Source organism: Brevundimonas sp. ALps5, from assembly GCF_058681645.1.
Genome location: NZ_CM178744.1, coordinates 3,771,158 through 3,786,051, shown reverse-complemented (window position 1 = coordinate 3,786,051; position 14,894 = coordinate 3,771,158). Strand labels below are relative to the sequence as shown.

Below are 14,894 nucleotides of genomic sequence, written 5' to 3'. Positions count from 1 at the left end.
CGGACGTCCCGAGGGACCACCGCAGAGCCGGAAGCCGCCTGTCGTGACCCGTTTCAAGTCCCTGCTCATAGACGTCGATGACACGGGCGTGGCCGTCGTCCGACTAAACCGCGCCCCGGCCAACGCCGTCGACCGGGACATGTATATCGAGCTGGCAGATCTGTTCGCCGATCCGGACCAGATGGGCGACGACATCCGCGCCATCGTTCTGGCTGCCGAGGGCCCGCACTTCTGTGCCGGCAACGACCTGGCCGAGTTCATGTCGATGACTCCGGACAACGGGACCGAGCGGATGTGGCGGGTGCGCCAGGCCTTCTTCGCCATCCAGGACTGCCCTCTGCCCGTCGTCGGCGCCGTACACGGGGTCGCCATCGGCACCGGTCTGGCCATCGCCGCGTCCTGCGACTTCGTGGTGGCGTCGGAGGACGCGAAGTTCGGTCTGCCTGAGCTGACCGTTGGCGTCATGGGCGGCGCCCGGCATCTGGCGCGGATGGCGCCGCAGCCTCTGGTCCGGCGCATGTTCTTCACCGGAGAGCATATCCGCGCCGCCGACTTCGCCGCCGCCGGTGGGTCTGTTGTCGTCTGCCCGCGCGAGGACCTGCTGGACCGCGCCCGCGCCTATGCCCGCCGCATCGCCGGCTTCAGCCCCACCGCTGTCCGCCTCGCCAAACAGATCCTGAACCGGATCGAGATCATGGATCTGAAGGAAGGCTATGCGTTCGAGCAGGGCTTCACCGTTCAGATGAGCGGCCATCCGGATTCGAAAGAGGCCCTGCGCGCCTTCGCCGAAAAGCGACCGGCCGAGTACCGCCCCCGCTCCCCCACATGGAAGATCGAGGCATGAGCCGACCTGTCGCCCTCATCACCGGCGCCGGCACCGGCATCGGCCTCGCCACCGCCTTGAGGTTCCTGAAGGACGGCGTCGCCGTGGTCGGGGTCGGGCGGCGTCCCGAGCCCCTCGCCGAACTGCAGCGGCTGGCCGGCGACAAGGCCGACCGCGTCGCCGTCCTGTCCGCCGACGTCACCGCCAAGGACACGCCCCGCCGCGCGGTCGAACTGGCCATGTCGGCCTTCGGGCGGCTGGACTATCTGGTCAACAACGCCGGCGCGGGCAGCCCCAAGCCTCTGCACGAATCCGACGACGCCTTCATCGACGAAAGCCTCGACCTGATGCTGCGCGCGCCGATCCGGCTGACGCGCGAGGCCCTGACCGTGATGGGCAGCGGCGGGGCGATCGTGAACATCAGCTCGACCTTCGGTCTGATCGGCGGGATGCGGGCCGGGACCTATGCGGCGGTCAAGGCGGGGATCATAGGCCTGACCCGACATCTGGCGGTTCAGTACGGGTCGCAGGGTATTCGCGCCAACGCCGTGGCGCCCGGCGTCATCGCCACCGACATGACGAGGGATCGCCTCAACGACGAGCGCCTGCGCCGGATGAATTTCGACATGACCCCGGCCGAGGGCTGGGGCGAGCCCGAGGACGTGGCGGCGGCGATCTGCTTCCTGTGCTCGCCCGACGCCCGCTGGATCAACGGCCAGACCCTGGCCGTCGACGGCGGCTGGTCGACGACGAAGTTTCTGTCGCAGAAGGCGCTCGAGGCCGACTGGGTCGAACGGCCGGGCGCCGCCTGATGGCGACTTACCACTATCTCGTTCTGACGAAGGCGGTCGAAGGTCAGGAGCAGGCCTTCGCCGACTGGTACGACGACCAGCACATTCCCGACTGCCTGCGGGTGGCGGGGGTGACCGGGGCGAAGCGCTACAAGATTCTCAATCAGGTGCTGTCGCCGAACTCGGCCACGCCGACGCAGGACGCACCGTTCGATTCCCTCGCGATCTATGAGTTCGAGACGGACGACCCGACCGCTCTGGCCTTCCACCTGCTGTCGATCGCGGGGACGCAGGCCATGCCGCTGAGCCCGGCCTTCGACCGGACGGGGACGGTCAAGTTCATGGCGGTCGATGCCTGAGGTCCGGTCAGGACATCCAGCCGCCGGCGACGTCCACGACGGCGCCGGTCATATAGGCCGCGCCCGGTCCGGCCAGGAAGACGACCACCCTGGCGATCTCCTCCGGCTCGCCCAGTCGCTTCATGGCGGTGACGGTCAGCTGGGCCGCGACCTGTTCGGGCGCGATGGCGTCACTCATCGGCGAGCGGATGACGCCGGGCGCCACGGCGTTGACGCGGATTCCATGCGGGGCCAGCGCCTTGGCCAGACCGCGCGTCAGGCCCAGCACCGCCGCCTTGGACGCCCCATAGGCGACGATGGGGCTTCCCAGCTTTCCGGCGATGGAGGCGATGTTGACGATCGCCCCTTCCCGCCCCTCCTCGACCATCCAGCGGGAGACGATCTGGCTCAGCTGGAAGGGGGCGGTGGCGTTGATCCGCGCCGACCGTTCGAAGTCCTCGACCGAGGTCTCGAAGAAGGGTTTGGGGTCGTAGTGGCCAGCGTTGTTGACCAGCAAGTCGACCGAGCCGCCGCCCTCGCGATAGGCCTGCATCGCCGCGTCCACACTGGCCGGATCGGACAGGTCGCAGGTCAGGTAGGACCCTTGCGCGAAGGCCGCGCCCTCGATCCGGTCCATGCCGACGACGCGATAGCCCGCCGCCGCCAGCTCGATGCAGATCGCCTGTCCGATGGCGCCGAGGCAGCCGGTGACCAGGGCGGTGCGGGGCGTGTCTTCCGGAATGCTCATGGCGGGTTTGGTCGCTCTCCGGGCCGGCCGCCGCAATGGCGATCCCTGCCAAGTCCAGTTGCAAAACTGCGCGCACTTAGGCGTCTCGCCAAGGGGGACGACGCGATAGGCTCGCCGCCGAACGCCTCCTGGCGGAAATCAGGAAACCCCAGAATGTACAAACCCTTCGACGCGCCTTCGATGAGCCGGTTTGAACCCGTGCCGATGACGTTCGCCCTCGCCCGGACCGAAGGCGCGACCTGGTCGGCCGACGCCCTCACCGGCCTGAAGCAACGCGACCTCGGCATCGGCGCGGCCTCGGACGGTCAGGTCGTCGGCCGGGCGCTGAAGGCGGACGGAGCGGGTCAGGCGACAGGCTGGAGCGCCGCTTCCGAAGGCGCGCTCGGCCTCCTCTATGTCACCTCCGGCGAGATCGCCTTTACCGGAACGGACGGGACGACCGTGCGGCTCGGCCCGGACGACTGCGCCTTTCAGGGCGTGACCTCGGACGCCCTGGCCGTCGAATGGTCGGCGGACTTCGAAGGCTTCGAAACCACGACCACTGGCCGTCCCCCGCACCCGACGCTGGACTTCTCGTCCGTGCGCCTGCCCGAGGGCGTGCGCCGCTATGGCCCCGAAGTCTTCAAGGCTGACGGTGGCCCACGCACCTTCTTCGTCTATCGCGATCTCGGAACCACAGCCGCGACCGGCGGGCGGGTCCATATCCACGTGGTCCGCGCCATCGGTCAGATGGAGGGCGGCACCGGCTGGCACGTCCATTCCATGAGCCAGATGTTCCTCGTCGTCGCCGGCTGGGTCGACATCGCCGTCGATGGACAGCCGCCGGTCAGGATGTTCCCCGGCGACGCCATGTGTCTGGCCAACGGCATGCGGCACGACGTGGCCGGCTTCTCGCCCGACTATGTGGTGTTCGAGCTGTGCCTGCCCGCCGACTATTCGACCGTCCCGACGGTCGCTCCCGAAGACGCGGGAGCCGCCGCCTGAAACCGCGAACCACCAGATGAACCCGCTCAACTGGGACGACTTCCGCTTCTTCCTGACGCTGGTGCGCGCGGGCAGTCCGGCGCGTGCGGCCAAGATCATGTCGGTGGATCACACCACGGTTCGCCGCCGCGTCGCCGCTCTGGAGCGGGCGCTGGAGACCAAGCTGTTCGACCGGCAGAAGGATGTCTTCCAGCTGACGGCCCAGGGCGAGCGCATCCTGGAATCGACCGAGGCGGTGGAGAGCATCGTGCTCGGCGCCTCCGAGGAGGTGTCCGGCTCCGACACCTCGATCTCCGGGCCGGTCCGGGTCGGCGCCCACGACGGCTTCGGCAGCTACTACCTCGCTCCCCGGCTGGCCGAGCTGTGCCGCCAGCATGAGAGTCTGCGGGTCACCCTTGTCGCCAAGTCGCGCTTCTTCGACCTGTCGAAGCGCGAGGCTGACGTCGCCTTCGTGATCACCCGGCCGCAGCAGAGCCGGCACATCATCCGCAAGCTGACCGACGTCTCCCTCTACCTCTACGCCTCGCGCGCCTATCTGGACCGGTCGCCGCGCATCCGCTCGGCCGACGACCTGAACCCGCACCGGTTCATCGGATACATGCGCGACTTCGATTTCGAGCCGGCGCTCGACCCGACCTCCATCGCCTATTCCCGCCTGTCCCAGCCGGAGTTCGCCAGCTCCAATCTGGTCGCCCAGCTCCATGCCGCCTCGGCCGGCGGCGGCCTGTGCCTGCTGCCCGGATACATGGTCGAGAACGCGCCCGGCGATCTGGTTCAGGTCCTGCCGAAGGAGATCAAGGTCGTGCGCCAGCTGTGGATGATCATTCACCGCGATCTGCGGGCCGTGAAACGCTACCGCGCCGTCTGCGACCACGTCCTCGACTGCGTCGCGCGCGAAAAGCACCTGTTCGTCTGACAAGGAGAGACCCGTGACCCTCAGACTGGACGGGCGGACCGCCATCGTCACCGGCGCGGGCGCGGGGCTGGGCCGACATCACGCCCTGCTGCTGGCCCGACAGGGGGCCAGGGTGGTGGTCAATGATCCCGGGGCGGCGGTGAATGGCTCCGGCGGCGATCAGACCCCCGCCGCCTCCGTCGTCGCCGAGATCCGGGCCGCGGGCGGCGAGGCCGTGCCCAGTTTCGAGAGCGTGGCGACGCCCGAGGGCGCGGCGGCCATCGTCCAGACCGCGCTCGACGCCTTCGGCGGCCTCGACATCCTCGTCAACAACGCCGGGATCCTGCGCGACCGCACCTTCGCGAAGATGGAGCTGGACGACTTCCGCGCGGTGATGGACGTCCACTTCTGGGGAAGCCTCTACTGCACCCGCGCCGCCTGGCCGGTGCTGAATGCGCAGAAGTATGGGCGGGTCATCCTGACCACCTCCGTCTCGGCGACGGGCGGCAATTTCGGCCAGTCCAACTACGCCTCCGCCAAGGAGGGTCTGCTGGGGCTGATGCGGGTGCTGGCGCTGGAGGGCGGGCGCAACAATGTGCTGGTCAACGCCATCTCGCCGGGCGGCCTGACCCGGATGTCGGGCGAGGTCGATCCCGAGGACGCCCTGATGAAGGCGCTGGATCCGGCCCTGGTCTCGCCCGCCGTCGCCTGGCTGGCCAGCGAGCGTTGCGACGTCACCGCCACCATCCTGACCGCCGCCGCCGGGGGCTTCGGTCGTCTGCACTATTTCGAGACCGAGGGCGTCCAGTTCGACCCGACGCAGGAGATCACCGTCGAGATGTTCGACGCCCGCTTCGCCGAGATCGCCGACCTGACGCGTGGCGTCGCGACCCGGCCGGGTCCCGAGGGGCGGATCCTCGAACGGCTGGCGATGCTGGAGACCGTGAAATGACGTTCGAACACCTTGACTATGCGGTCCGGGACGGCGTCGCCCGCATCACCGTCAACCGCCCGGCCAGCCGCAACGCCCAGAGCGAGCGGACCATGACCGAGCTGGGTTCGGCCTTCGACCGCGCCATCGCCGATGAGCGGGTCCGGGTCATTGTCCTGGCCGGCGCCGGGGACCACTTTTCGGCCGGGCACGACCTCAAGGCGGCCGAGGACAATGGCCGGGGCTTCACCGTCGAGGAGCGCTACGCCTTCGAACAGCGCTTCTCCTTCGACCTGTCGATGAAGATCTGGGACGCGCCCAAGCCGACCCTCGCCTCGGTCCAGGGCGGCTGCATCGCCTGGGGCTTCGTCCTGGCCAATCTGTGCGACCTGATCGTGGCCTCCGACGACGCCTTCTTCGCCGATCCGGTCGTGGGGACCTTCGCCTCCTCGGGCGCGGGGGTCCTGCTGCATCACACGGTGCTGGGGCTGAAGCTGGCCAAGGACATGCTCTACACGGGCCGTCGCGTCGGCGCGCAGGAGGCCTTCGACTGCGGCATGGTCTCGCGTCTGGTCCCGCGCGCGGAGCTGGAGGCTGCGACGGATGCGCTGGCGCGGGAGATCGCGTCCAAGCCGCCCTTCGCCCTGCGGCTGGTCAAGCGGTCGCTGCACCGGGCGCTGGACATCCAGGGCTTCCGCGCGGCGCTTCAGGCCCATTTCGACACCCACCAGATCTCACATGTCTCGGAGGAGTTCCGGGCCATGACCCGCGCCGGCTTCACCGATCCGCTCAAGCGGGGTTGATATGCGCACCCTTCCCCTCGCCGACCTGCCCGCCCTGACCGGCGCCGAACTCGGCGTGTCCGGGTGGGTCGTGGTCGATCAGGCCATGATCGACGCCTTCGCCGTCCTGACCCGCGATCGTCAGTGGATCCATGTCGATGTCGACCGCGCCGGCCGGGAGGCGGACGGAACCATCGCCCACGGCTTTCTGGTCCTGTCCCTGATCGGCGGCATGACGGGCGAGATCGCGGTCTTCGCGGGCGCGCGGATGGGCCTGAACTACGGCTTCGACCGCATCCGCTTCCTGACGCCGGTCCGGGCGGGATCGTCGGTGCGACTGCGCGAAAGCGTGGTTTCGGTCGAGGCCCGTGGCGACGGCGTCCTGCTGCGGCGCGAGTGCCGGATCGAGCTGCAGGGGCACTCAAGCGATGGGGGCCGCCCCGCCGTCATCGCCGACTGGCTGACCCTCTTCTACCCGGCCTGAGGCTCAGTCGCGCCAGGTCGGATCGAGGCGGTCGAGCTTCCTGAGCAGCGCCGGCCAGATCAGGGAATGGGCGGTGTCATGGCCCTGATTGGGGCGGAAGGCCGCGACCTTCTGCACCGCCTCGTCGGGCGCCCAGTGGATGGGCCGCCCCATGCTCAGGGCCCGGACCTGGATGGTGCAGGCCGTCTCAAGGAAATACATCGAGGCGAAGGCTTCGGGGATCGAGGGACCCAGCGCCAGGGTGCCGTGGTTGCGCAGGAACATGATGCTCTTGTCGCCCAGATCTCGGGCCAGCCGCTCGCGCTCCTCCATCTCCACCGCGATGCCCTCGAACTCGTGGAAGGCGATGTCGTTGGCCAGCAGCATGGCCGTCTGGTTGAGCGGCAGCAGCCCCTCCTCCAGCATGGAGACGGCGATGCCGTCGGCCGTATGCAGATGCATGACGCACTGGGCGTCGTGGCGGGCGGCGTGGATGGCGCTGTGGATCACGAACCCGGCCTTGTTCACCCGCCAGGCCGTGGGGCTCAGGATCGTGCCGTCCATGTCGACCTTGATCAGGTCGTTCGGTCGAATCTCCTCGAACAGCATGCCGAAGGGGTTGATCAGGAAGGCGTTCTCTTCAGGCAGCCGGACCGAGATGTGGGTCGCGACCAGATCGTCCCATTTGAAATGGGCGACCAGCCGGTAGGCGGCGGCCAGATCGCGCCGCAGGGCGGCTTCGGCGCTGTTGGGAACGGAGGATTCGATGGCCATGGGGATCTCCGACATTGGGGTCACGCCTGACCGGGGGAAGCGGCGGCGACGCGGTCGGCGGCGGCCTCCAGCCCTCCGGCGATCGCCAGACAGACCTGGGTCCGCTTGAGCACCAGGTGGGGGTCGGCCTCGTCGCTGAAGCCGATGCCGCCATGGACCTGGATATTGGCCGCGGCGTTGTCGAGGGCCGCCTGCCCGGCCATCAGGAAGGCGCTCTCGATCAGCAGGCGGGCGTCGGCGCGCCCGTCGTCGAAGGCGACGGCGGCGAAGGTGACCAGATCGCGCGCGCCCCGGGCCGCCATGGCCATGTCGGCGCAACGGTGCTTGATCGCCTGGAAGCTGCCGATGGGCCGTCCGAACTGTTCGCGCATCCCGGCATAGGCGACCGCCATCTGCAGTCCCGCCTCGGCCAGACCCGACAACATGGCGGCGTCCAACAGCCTCAGCCGCAGGGCCTCCTCTGCGTCGAAGCCGGCGATGGAGTTGCCCAGCCCCTCGGTCGAGGTCAGACGCACGGTCCACAGCGCCTCGTCCAGCGGATCAAGGTCGGCAGGGGCGGAATGCACCTTGGGCGCGGGGCCGCGCAGCAGGATCAGATCGGCCTCGGGATCCTCGATCACCGCGGTCCGCCCCCGGGCCTCCCAGGCCGGCGCGACCCGGCGTCCGTCCAGACCGGCGGGACCGCCGCCGTTCCAGTGGGCGTGGGCGGCGCCGATGGTGGCGAGAACCGAGGGCGAGGCCAGCTGCCGGCCCAGGGCGGCGACGATCAGGACCTGTTCGGCCGCGCCGAGTCCGCTTCCGCCTGCGTCCTCATCCAGAGCGATGCCGAACAGGCCCAGTCCCTCAAGCAAGGACCAGGTGTCCGCGGTCTCTTCGGCGGCGGCGTGCAGGCGTGAGATCGGCAGCAGGTTTTCCAGCGCATCCGCCACGGTCGAGGCCAATGCGAGCTGATCGCCGCTGGGCTGATACCGCCCGCCCTGCTCACTGCCCTCACCCCCACTCCGACTCATGCACCCGACTTTCAACCACCCGAACAGGCGGTCATCCTAGTCCCGGGAGGCGGTCGGCCGCATTGACGGCTCCAGACGAACCCCCGACGCGAGGCGACACGTGTTGTCGGGGACTTGCCTTCTTATCATCCCGGGCTCGACCCGGGATCAGGCCGCGGGCGCGATCAGGGCCTGCCGCCGCAGCTGCAGCGGCGAGGTCTGGAACCAGCGGTCGCAGCTGCGCGACAGCACCGACGCCTCGGCATAACCCAGCTTCTCGGTCACCCGCGACAGGGGCATGTCGGTCTGCTGGAGGTAGTGCAGGGCCAGGTCCTTGCGCACGTCGTCCTTGATGCTCTCGAACGACTTGCCCTCCTGACGCAGGCGGCGCTGCAGGGTGCGCGGGTGCATGCACAGCTCGGCCGCGACCCGTTCGTTGGTGCAGTCGTCGCCGCCCAGCAGCTGACGCACCAGACCCCGGACGCGGGCGTGCATCGGCGGGGTCGCAGGCGGGAAGCGGGTGTCGATGAAGGACGTCGCCATCTCATAGATCTGCTCATCCGCCTCGGCGACCTCGCACAGCAGGTCGTTCTCGGTCAGCATCAGGGCGTCGGAACGCTGACCGAAGCGGACGTCGCAGCCGAACATGGCGCGATAGACCTCGGGCGCCGCGACCGGCGGATGGCGGAACATCACGGCCCGCGCCGTGACTCCCTCGCCGGAGATGTCGCGGATGTTGCGGTTCGCCAGCAGCAGGCCGTGCTCCACCGCCTGGGACCGCTGGGGCATGTTCTCCAGCAGGATCTCGAGGCCGACGAACAGGCGGTGGTTGGCCCGGTCCGGCTCGAACCGCACCCGGGTCGCCAGGCTGTAGGCGTGGATGTGCTTGGCGCAGTAGCCCAAGGCCTGACCCACGGTCTTGGAGTTCTTCATCACCACGCCCACCGGACCGATAACCTTGTGCCCGCCCTGCAGCATGGCCAGCCGCATGCCGAAGTCGGGGCAGTTCAGCTCCGCCGCCGCCAGCTCCAGCAACTGGACGAAGGACCGGTACTCAAGCACCGAGCCGCGCTTGTCGAAGATGAAGGGATCGATGCGCGCCTTGCGCATCAGGGGCGCCGGGTCCCCGCCCAGCTCCGCCACCAGCTCGGGGAAGAACCTCAGGGTCTCGATATGGACGACCTCGAAGCGCGCGTCGGCTTTCGCGGTCTCGTCGGCGGAGCGGTCTCGGACAGAATCCAGCGGCATGGTGTTTCCTCGATGAACGCGGCCTTTGCGGCTTCTTGTTCCCGAAGCGGATCATGCGCCCGTCTCTGTGGCCCTGACAAGGCAGGCGCCGGCGCCACAGGGGGCGCCGGTCGCCATTTGCGGACACGATGTCGTGCTGGGTCAACGACAGCCGCGCGACGACCGCGTAACCCTCAAGGCCATGTTTCCGCGTCTGTCCCTGCCTTGCCCTGCCCGCCGTCTGGATCGGACGGCGTCCCTTCCGCGCCCTCTCGGTTCCGTCGGGATTCCTGCGAAATGACGGTGCATTCGCGCAATTCAGCTTCAGCGGGTGTCGGGCGCCGCGAGATCGAAAACCGGAGCGTGCGTTGGGACCCGTCCCGCGCCGGGGACGCCTACGCCCGGGGCCTGTGGGTGCGCGAGACCCTGGCCGAGGCCCTGGACCGCGCCGCCCTGTCGACGCCCGACCGGGTGCTGATCGTCGACGGTGAGATCGAACTAACCGCCGCCGACCTCCGTCGCCGCGCGCTCGTTCTGGCCGCTCGCCTGCGGGAGCGAGCGCCGAGGGGCGCGGTCGTCTCCTTCATGCTGCCCAACTGGCATGAGGCCGCCCTGATCTATCTGGCCACGACCCTGGCCGGGATGGTCGCCCATCCGATCCTGCCGTCGCTCAGGGACCGCGAGCTGAAGTTCATGCTCGACGACGTCGACAGCCGGCTGATCTTCGTGCCCGCCGACCTTCGCGGCCACGACTATGTGGCGATGATGGACCGGGTCGTCGCCGACCTGCCCTCCCCGCCCGAGGTCGTGGTCCTGCGTGGCCCGGCCGGGCGCCACACGGCCTTCGAGGTGCTGGAGACCGGCGACATCGCGCCCCTGCCGATGCTGGAGCCCGACGCGGTCCGGATGATCCTCTACACCTCGGGCACGACCGGGATGCCCAAGGGCGTCATGCATACCCACAACTCGATCCATGCCCTGGTGCGTCAGCTTCAGGCGCATTGGCTGATCGAACCCGGCGACGTCTTCCTGGTGCCCTCGCCCGTCAGCCACATCGGCGGCTCGATCTATGCCTTCGAGATTCCCCTGCTGCTGGGCACGACCGCCGTCCTGATGGAGCGCTGGGAGGCCGAGCCGGGCCTGACCCTGATGCGTCGGCATGGCTGCACGCACATGGCCGGCGCCACCCCATTCCTCGAACAACTGCTGGCCGCGGCGCGGGCCGCCGACGACCACCTGCCCGATCTGAAGGTCTTCATCTGCGGCGGGGCCGCCGTGCCGCCGTCGCTGATCCGCGCCGCCGCAGACTGGTTCGAAAAGGCCCGGGTCACCCGCGTCTACGGCTCCACCGAGGTGCCCGTCACCACGGTCGGCGTGCTGGAAGCCGGCGCTGTCGACCTGGCCGCCGAGACCGACGGCCGGCCGGGCGTCGCCGAGGTCCGTCTGATCGACGCCGACGAAGCGGTCGCCGAGACCGGCGAGGTCCGCGCCCGGGGACCGCAGATGCTGGTCGGCTATCTGCACCCCGAGGACGAGGCCACGGTGTTCGACGCCGACGGCTTCTACCGCACCGGAGACCTCGGCCGCTGGGACGACGGCTGTCTGGTCATCTCGGGCCGGGCCAAGGACATCATCATCCGCAAGGGCGAGAACATCGCCCCAAAGGAGATCGAGGACATTCTGGTCACGCATCCGCGCATCGCCGAGATCGCGGTGGTCGGCCTGCCCGACGTCACGACCGGCGAGCGCGCCTGCGCCGTCATCGTGCCGCGCGACGGCGACGCGCCCAATGTGGTCGAACTCGGTGCCTTCCTGCGCGAGGCGGGTCTGGCCTCCTTCAAGATACCGGAGCAGGTCGCCGTCCTCGACGCCCTGCCCAAGAACGACGCCGGCAAGGTGCTCAAGCACGTGTTGCGCGCCGACCTGACGCGGGGAGCGGCCTGATGGAGTTCGGCTGGTCGGCGGACGAGGTCGCGCATCGGGAACGCATCCGTTCGGTCCTGAACCGGATGCTGCCCGACGACTGGGAAGAGATCGCCCTGCACGGTCCGGGCAGCGAGGTCCAGACCGACTTCTCCTATGACTTTTGCGCCGCCCTGGCTGACGAAGGCCTGCTGGTCCCCAACTGGCCGAGCGCCTTCGGGGGCAGCGACGAAGGCGTCTGGCGTCAGTTCATCATGGCGGAGGAGGTCTGGTCGGCGGGCGAACCGCGGGGCCCCCAGTATATGAACATCAACTGGATCGGTCCGGTCCTGATGCGCTTTGGCACGGCGGACCAGCAGGACCGCTACCTGCCGCCGATCCGCGAGGGCCGGGCCATCTGGTGTCAGGGTTTCTCCGAACCCTCGGCCGGGTCGGACCTCGCCTCGCTGCGCACCACCGCCACCCCCATCGAGGGCGGCTACCGCGTCTCCGGCGCCAAGGTCTGGACGTCTTACGCCGGCCGCGCCGACACCTGTTTTCTGCTGGCCCGCGTCCCCGCCGTGGAGGGCGCCGCGACGGGCAAGGCCGCCATCGTAATCCTGCTGACCGACATGAGATCGGCGGGCATCCAGGTGAAGTCCATCCCGTCCCTGATCGGCGACGGCGACATCCATGAGGTCTTCTTCGACGAGGTCTTCGTGCCCGAGGCCAACCGGCTGGGCGCGGAAGGTCAGGCCTGGGAGATCATCACCTTCGCCCTGCAGAACGAACGCGTCGGCATTCCCCGCTACGAGTTCTCGCGCCGAATCCTCGACCGGGCGGTCGGGCGGCTGAAGGCCGATGGGCGCTGGGCCGATCCGGTGGTGCAGGACCGCGCGGGCCGGGCCCTGATGCTGTGCGAAGCGGCGCGGATGCTGGTCTACCGCATCGTCGACGCCCGGGCGCGCGACCTGCCGCCCGACGCCTATGGCGCGGTGGCCCGTTGGGCCGTGGTTCTGGCCGACAACGGGGTCAACGACTTCCTGACCGAGTTCCTGCCCGAGGGCCTTCTGGGCGAAGACCCGGTGCAGCAGGCCCACCACCAGCGCGCCATCGCCGCCGGGGTCGCCTCGGGCGCCGCCGAAATCCAGCTCAACCTGATCGCGCGCCGCTGGCTCGAGCTTCCGGGCGAAGGAGGCCGGCGATGAACTTCAGTCTCAACGAAGACCAGACCAGCCTGCTGACCGGCCTCGACCAGCTTCTGGCCGCCGAGGCGCCGCCCGCCCCGACCGAACCGGTCTTCACCGAATACGCCCACGGCCTCGACGCGGTGCTGAGCGAGTCCGGCTTCCTCGACATCGCGCGCGAGGACGGCTTCGGCTTGCTGGACGCCGCCCTGATCGTCGAACGGCTGGCCCGCCTGCCCCAGACGGTGGAGGCGGCCTCGACCGCCATCATCGCCCCCGCCCTCGGGCTGGAGCCGGGCCTGCGTCCCGTCGCCCTGACCAGCGGCAACCCCCTGCGGGCCGCTCGCTACCTGCCGATGGCGAAGATGCTGATCGTCGATCGCGGCGATGACGCCCTGATCCTTTCGGTCGATCCCGCCAGAGTCGCCCCCGTCGAGACCCTGTTCGCCTATCCCTATGGGCGCCTGACCGAGGTCGATGAGGGCGCGGGAACCGTCTTCGCCGACGTCGCCCTGCTGCGCCGCGTCTGGCGCATCGCCCTCGCCGCCGAAGCCGCCGGCTGCATGGCCTCCGCCGTCGCCACCGTGGTCGAGCACGTCAGTACGCGTCAGGCCTTCGGTCGGCCGCTCGGCGCCTTCCAGGCCATCCAGCACCGCCTCGCCATGGCCGCCGAGACGACCGAGTCCGCGAAATGGCTGGCCTTCCGCGCCGCCTGGTCCGGCCGCGACGACGACGCCGCCATCGCCGCCGGTTTCGTCCAGGCGCGCATTCCGCAGTTCACCTTCGACCTGCATCAGTTCTCGGGCGCCATGGGCCTGACGCTGGAATATCCGCTGCACTACTGGACCTACCGCCTGCGCGCCCTTGTGGGCGAGCTGGGCGGATCGACCGGTCAGGCGCGCGCGGCAGCTGTCGCAGCCTGGGGAGACGCCGCATGACCGACATCGCCGAGTTCCGCCGACAGGCCCGCGACTGGCTTCAGGCCAACAAGCCGGCCCACCCCCATCCGCTGGACGGCCCCGGCGCCCGCGCGGCCATCCTGTCCTGGCAGAATACCCAGGCCGAGGGCGGCTGGGCCGGGATCGCCTGGCCGAAAGCCTACGGCGGTCGCGGCGCCAGCGTTCTGGAGCAGATCGTCTGGTGCGAGGAATACGCCCACGCCGGCGCCCCCTCGCCGCTCGACGCCTCCTTCGTCGGCCTGAACCACGCCGGCCCGACCCTGATCGCCTGCGGCACGTCCGAACAGAAGGCCTTCCACCTGCCCCGGCTGCTGAACGGCGAGGACATCTGGTGCCAGGGCTTCTCCGAGCCGGGCGCCGGTTCGGACCTCGCCGCCGTGCGCACACGCGGCCGCGTCGAAGGCGATGAGCTGGTCATCGACGGCCACAAGATCTGGTCCAGCTATGCCGACATCGCCGACTGGCAGGAACTGCTGGTCCGCACCGATCCTGAGGCCAAGACTTCCGGCGCCCTGACCTGGGTCATCTGCCCCATGAACGCGCCGGGCCTCACCGTCCGCTCGATCAAGACCATGGCCGGCCCCCGCAAGTTCTGTGAGGTCTTCTACGACGGCGTCCGCATCCCGCTGAAGAACGTCGTGGGCGGGGTCAACAACGGCTGGGGCACGGCCATGTCGACCCTGGCCTTCGAACGCGGCACCGCCAGCCTGCCCCTGCTGCTGGGCCTGATCGAACTGGTGGAAAGCCTGCTCGTCGCCTGCCCCGCCGATCGCCCCGCTATGCGCATCCGGATCGCCCGGCTGCGCGCCGAAGGCGCCGCCCAGAAAGCCATGGCCTATCGCTTCGCCCTCGACAGCGCCGACAGCGTGCCCGATTCCTCCGGCTCCATCGTCCGGCTGGGCTTCGCGGAGTTCGCCCAGCGCGTCTCCGCCGCCGCGCTCGACCTGTTCGGCATCGCCTCGGCCGAGGCCCTCGGCGAGCACGGCCTCAGCCATCACTACCTCGACGCCTTCTCCGAGACGATCGCGGGTGGCTCCGCCGAGATCCAGCGCAACATCATCGGCGAGCGCGTCCTCGGCCTGCCGCGCGGCCCGCGCTAGG

Annotated in this window: 16 protein-coding genes; 12 read left to right on the top strand and 4 right to left on the bottom strand. The window is 69.4% G+C overall.

The window, feature by feature from the left end:
- The first annotated feature begins 43 nt into the window (after positions 1 to 43).
- Genes ACW172_RS18085 through ACW172_RS18075 form a run of 3 tightly spaced genes read left to right on the top strand, consistent with a single transcriptional unit; the run spans position 44 to position 1,973 of the window.
- Positions 44 to 844, top strand: a complete 801-nt coding sequence (locus ACW172_RS18085) for an enoyl-CoA hydratase-related protein (protein WP_492032811.1) — start codon at positions 44 to 46, stop codon at positions 842 to 844.
- Positions 841 to 1,635, top strand: a complete 795-nt coding sequence (locus ACW172_RS18080) for an SDR family NAD(P)-dependent oxidoreductase (RefSeq protein WP_492032810.1) — start codon at positions 841 to 843, stop codon at positions 1,633 to 1,635. The genes ACW172_RS18085 and ACW172_RS18080 overlap by 4 nt, the downstream gene beginning before the upstream one ends.
- Positions 1,635 to 1,973, top strand: coding sequence for a hypothetical protein (locus ACW172_RS18075; RefSeq protein WP_492032809.1), 339 nt, complete (start codon positions 1,635 to 1,637; stop codon positions 1,971 to 1,973). The genes ACW172_RS18080 and ACW172_RS18075 overlap by 1 nt, the downstream gene beginning before the upstream one ends.
- A gap of 7 nt (positions 1,974 to 1,980) precedes the next feature.
- Here ACW172_RS18075 and ACW172_RS18070 read toward each other — a convergent pair whose 3' ends face one another.
- Complete coding sequence (locus ACW172_RS18070; protein ID WP_492032808.1) at positions 1,981 to 2,700, bottom strand: SDR family NAD(P)-dependent oxidoreductase; 720 nt, start codon at positions 2,698 to 2,700, stop codon at positions 1,981 to 1,983.
- 153 nt (positions 2,701 to 2,853) lie between these two features.
- Between ACW172_RS18070 and ACW172_RS18065 the strand changes: the two genes are divergently transcribed.
- The 5 genes from ACW172_RS18065 to ACW172_RS18045 are packed head-to-tail and all read left to right on the top strand — an operon-like array spanning position 2,854 to position 6,776.
- On the top strand, positions 2,854 to 3,684 hold the full coding sequence (locus ACW172_RS18065) for a cupin domain-containing protein (protein WP_492032807.1): 831 nt from the start codon (positions 2,854 to 2,856) through the stop codon (positions 3,682 to 3,684).
- Positions 3,685 to 3,700: 16 nt separating this feature from the next.
- The gene (locus ACW172_RS18060) at positions 3,701 to 4,600 is read left to right on the top strand and encodes a LysR family transcriptional regulator (RefSeq protein ID WP_492032806.1); all 900 of its coding nucleotides are present in this window, start codon (positions 3,701 to 3,703) and stop codon (positions 4,598 to 4,600) included.
- 13 nt (positions 4,601 to 4,613) lie between these two features.
- Entirely contained in the window at positions 4,614 to 5,531 is a 918-nt protein-coding gene (locus ACW172_RS18055; protein ID WP_492032805.1) for an SDR family NAD(P)-dependent oxidoreductase, read from the top strand.
- On the top strand, positions 5,528 to 6,313 hold the full coding sequence (locus ACW172_RS18050; RefSeq protein ID WP_492032804.1) for an enoyl-CoA hydratase: 786 nt from the start codon (positions 5,528 to 5,530) through the stop codon (positions 6,311 to 6,313). Before ACW172_RS18055 ends, ACW172_RS18050 begins: the two co-directional genes overlap by 4 nt.
- Position 6,314: 1 nt before the next feature.
- Positions 6,315 to 6,776 (top strand): MaoC family dehydratase, encoded by a 462-nt coding sequence (locus tag ACW172_RS18045; protein ID WP_492032803.1) that lies wholly within the window; start codon positions 6,315 to 6,317, stop codon positions 6,774 to 6,776.
- A 3-nt stretch (positions 6,777 to 6,779) separates the two neighbouring features.
- Here the strand turns inward: ACW172_RS18045 and ACW172_RS18040 are convergent, their stop codons facing one another.
- The 3 genes from ACW172_RS18040 to ACW172_RS18030 all read right to left on the bottom strand — a co-directional run bounded on the left by ACW172_RS18040 (position 6,780) and on the right by ACW172_RS18030 (position 9,766).
- Positions 6,780 to 7,529 (bottom strand): class II aldolase/adducin family protein, encoded by a 750-nt coding sequence (locus ACW172_RS18040; RefSeq protein WP_492032802.1) that lies wholly within the window; start codon positions 7,527 to 7,529, stop codon positions 6,780 to 6,782.
- A 20-nt stretch (positions 7,530 to 7,549) separates the two neighbouring features.
- Positions 7,550 to 8,539, bottom strand: coding sequence for an acyl-CoA dehydrogenase family protein (locus ACW172_RS18035; RefSeq protein WP_492032801.1), 990 nt, complete (start codon positions 8,537 to 8,539; stop codon positions 7,550 to 7,552).
- Positions 8,540 to 8,686: 147 nt separating this feature from the next.
- Complete coding sequence (locus tag ACW172_RS18030; protein ID WP_492032800.1) at positions 8,687 to 9,766, bottom strand: AraC family transcriptional regulator; 1,080 nt, start codon at positions 9,764 to 9,766, stop codon at positions 8,687 to 8,689.
- Positions 9,767 to 10,108: 342 nt separating this feature from the next.
- Between ACW172_RS18030 and ACW172_RS18025 the strand changes: the two genes are divergently transcribed.
- The 4 genes from ACW172_RS18025 to ACW172_RS18010 are packed head-to-tail and all read left to right on the top strand — an operon-like array spanning position 10,109 to position 14,893.
- Positions 10,109 to 11,689 carry an AMP-binding protein gene (locus ACW172_RS18025; RefSeq protein WP_492032799.1) on the top strand — a complete coding sequence of 527 codons (1,581 nt, stop codon included), beginning with the start codon at positions 10,109 to 10,111 and terminating at the stop codon, positions 11,687 to 11,689.
- A complete protein-coding gene (locus ACW172_RS18020) occupies positions 11,689 to 12,855 on the top strand; it encodes an acyl-CoA dehydrogenase family protein (RefSeq protein ID WP_492032798.1) in 1,167 nt (388 codons plus the stop codon). The genes ACW172_RS18025 and ACW172_RS18020 overlap by 1 nt, the downstream gene beginning before the upstream one ends.
- Complete coding sequence (locus ACW172_RS18015; protein WP_492032797.1) at positions 12,852 to 13,772, top strand: acyl-CoA dehydrogenase family protein; 921 nt, start codon at positions 12,852 to 12,854, stop codon at positions 13,770 to 13,772. The genes ACW172_RS18020 and ACW172_RS18015 overlap by 4 nt, the downstream gene beginning before the upstream one ends.
- Positions 13,769 to 14,893, top strand: coding sequence for an acyl-CoA dehydrogenase family protein (locus tag ACW172_RS18010; protein ID WP_492032796.1), 1,125 nt, complete (start codon positions 13,769 to 13,771; stop codon positions 14,891 to 14,893). The genes ACW172_RS18015 and ACW172_RS18010 overlap by 4 nt, the downstream gene beginning before the upstream one ends.
- The last annotated feature ends 1 nt before the right edge of the window (position 14,894 follow it).

What these genes read in the sequence shown, in the direction of transcription:
- ACW172_RS18080 (WP_492032810.1), top strand. Translation starts at nt 841, where the DNA reads ATGAGCCGACCTGTCGCCCTCATCACCGGCGCCGGCACCGGCATCGGC.
- ACW172_RS18075 (WP_492032809.1), top strand. Translation starts at nt 1,635, where the DNA reads ATGGCGACTTACCACTATCTCGTTCTGACGAAGGCGGTCGAAGGTCAG.
- ACW172_RS18070 (WP_492032808.1), bottom strand. Translation starts at nt 2,700, where the DNA reads ATGAGCATTCCGGAAGACACGCCCCGCACCGCCCTGGTCACCGGCTGC.
- ACW172_RS18065 (WP_492032807.1), top strand. Translation starts at nt 2,854, where the DNA reads ATGTACAAACCCTTCGACGCGCCTTCGATGAGCCGGTTTGAACCCGTG.
- ACW172_RS18060 (WP_492032806.1), top strand. Translation starts at nt 3,701, where the DNA reads ATGAACCCGCTCAACTGGGACGACTTCCGCTTCTTCCTGACGCTGGTG.
- ACW172_RS18050 (WP_492032804.1), top strand. Translation starts at nt 5,528, where the DNA reads ATGACGTTCGAACACCTTGACTATGCGGTCCGGGACGGCGTCGCCCGC.
- ACW172_RS18045 (WP_492032803.1), top strand. Translation starts at nt 6,315, where the DNA reads ATGCGCACCCTTCCCCTCGCCGACCTGCCCGCCCTGACCGGCGCCGAA.
- ACW172_RS18040 (WP_492032802.1), bottom strand. Translation starts at nt 7,529, where the DNA reads ATGGCCATCGAATCCTCCGTTCCCAACAGCGCCGAAGCCGCCCTGCGG.
- ACW172_RS18035 (WP_492032801.1), bottom strand. Translation starts at nt 8,539, where the DNA reads ATGAGTCGGAGTGGGGGTGAGGGCAGTGAGCAGGGCGGGCGGTATCAG.
- ACW172_RS18030 (WP_492032800.1), bottom strand. Translation starts at nt 9,766, where the DNA reads ATGCCGCTGGATTCTGTCCGAGACCGCTCCGCCGACGAGACCGCGAAA.
- ACW172_RS18020 (WP_492032798.1), top strand. Translation starts at nt 11,689, where the DNA reads ATGGAGTTCGGCTGGTCGGCGGACGAGGTCGCGCATCGGGAACGCATC.
- ACW172_RS18015 (WP_492032797.1), top strand. Translation starts at nt 12,852, where the DNA reads ATGAACTTCAGTCTCAACGAAGACCAGACCAGCCTGCTGACCGGCCTC.
- ACW172_RS18010 (WP_492032796.1), top strand. Translation starts at nt 13,769, where the DNA reads ATGACCGACATCGCCGAGTTCCGCCGACAGGCCCGCGACTGGCTTCAG.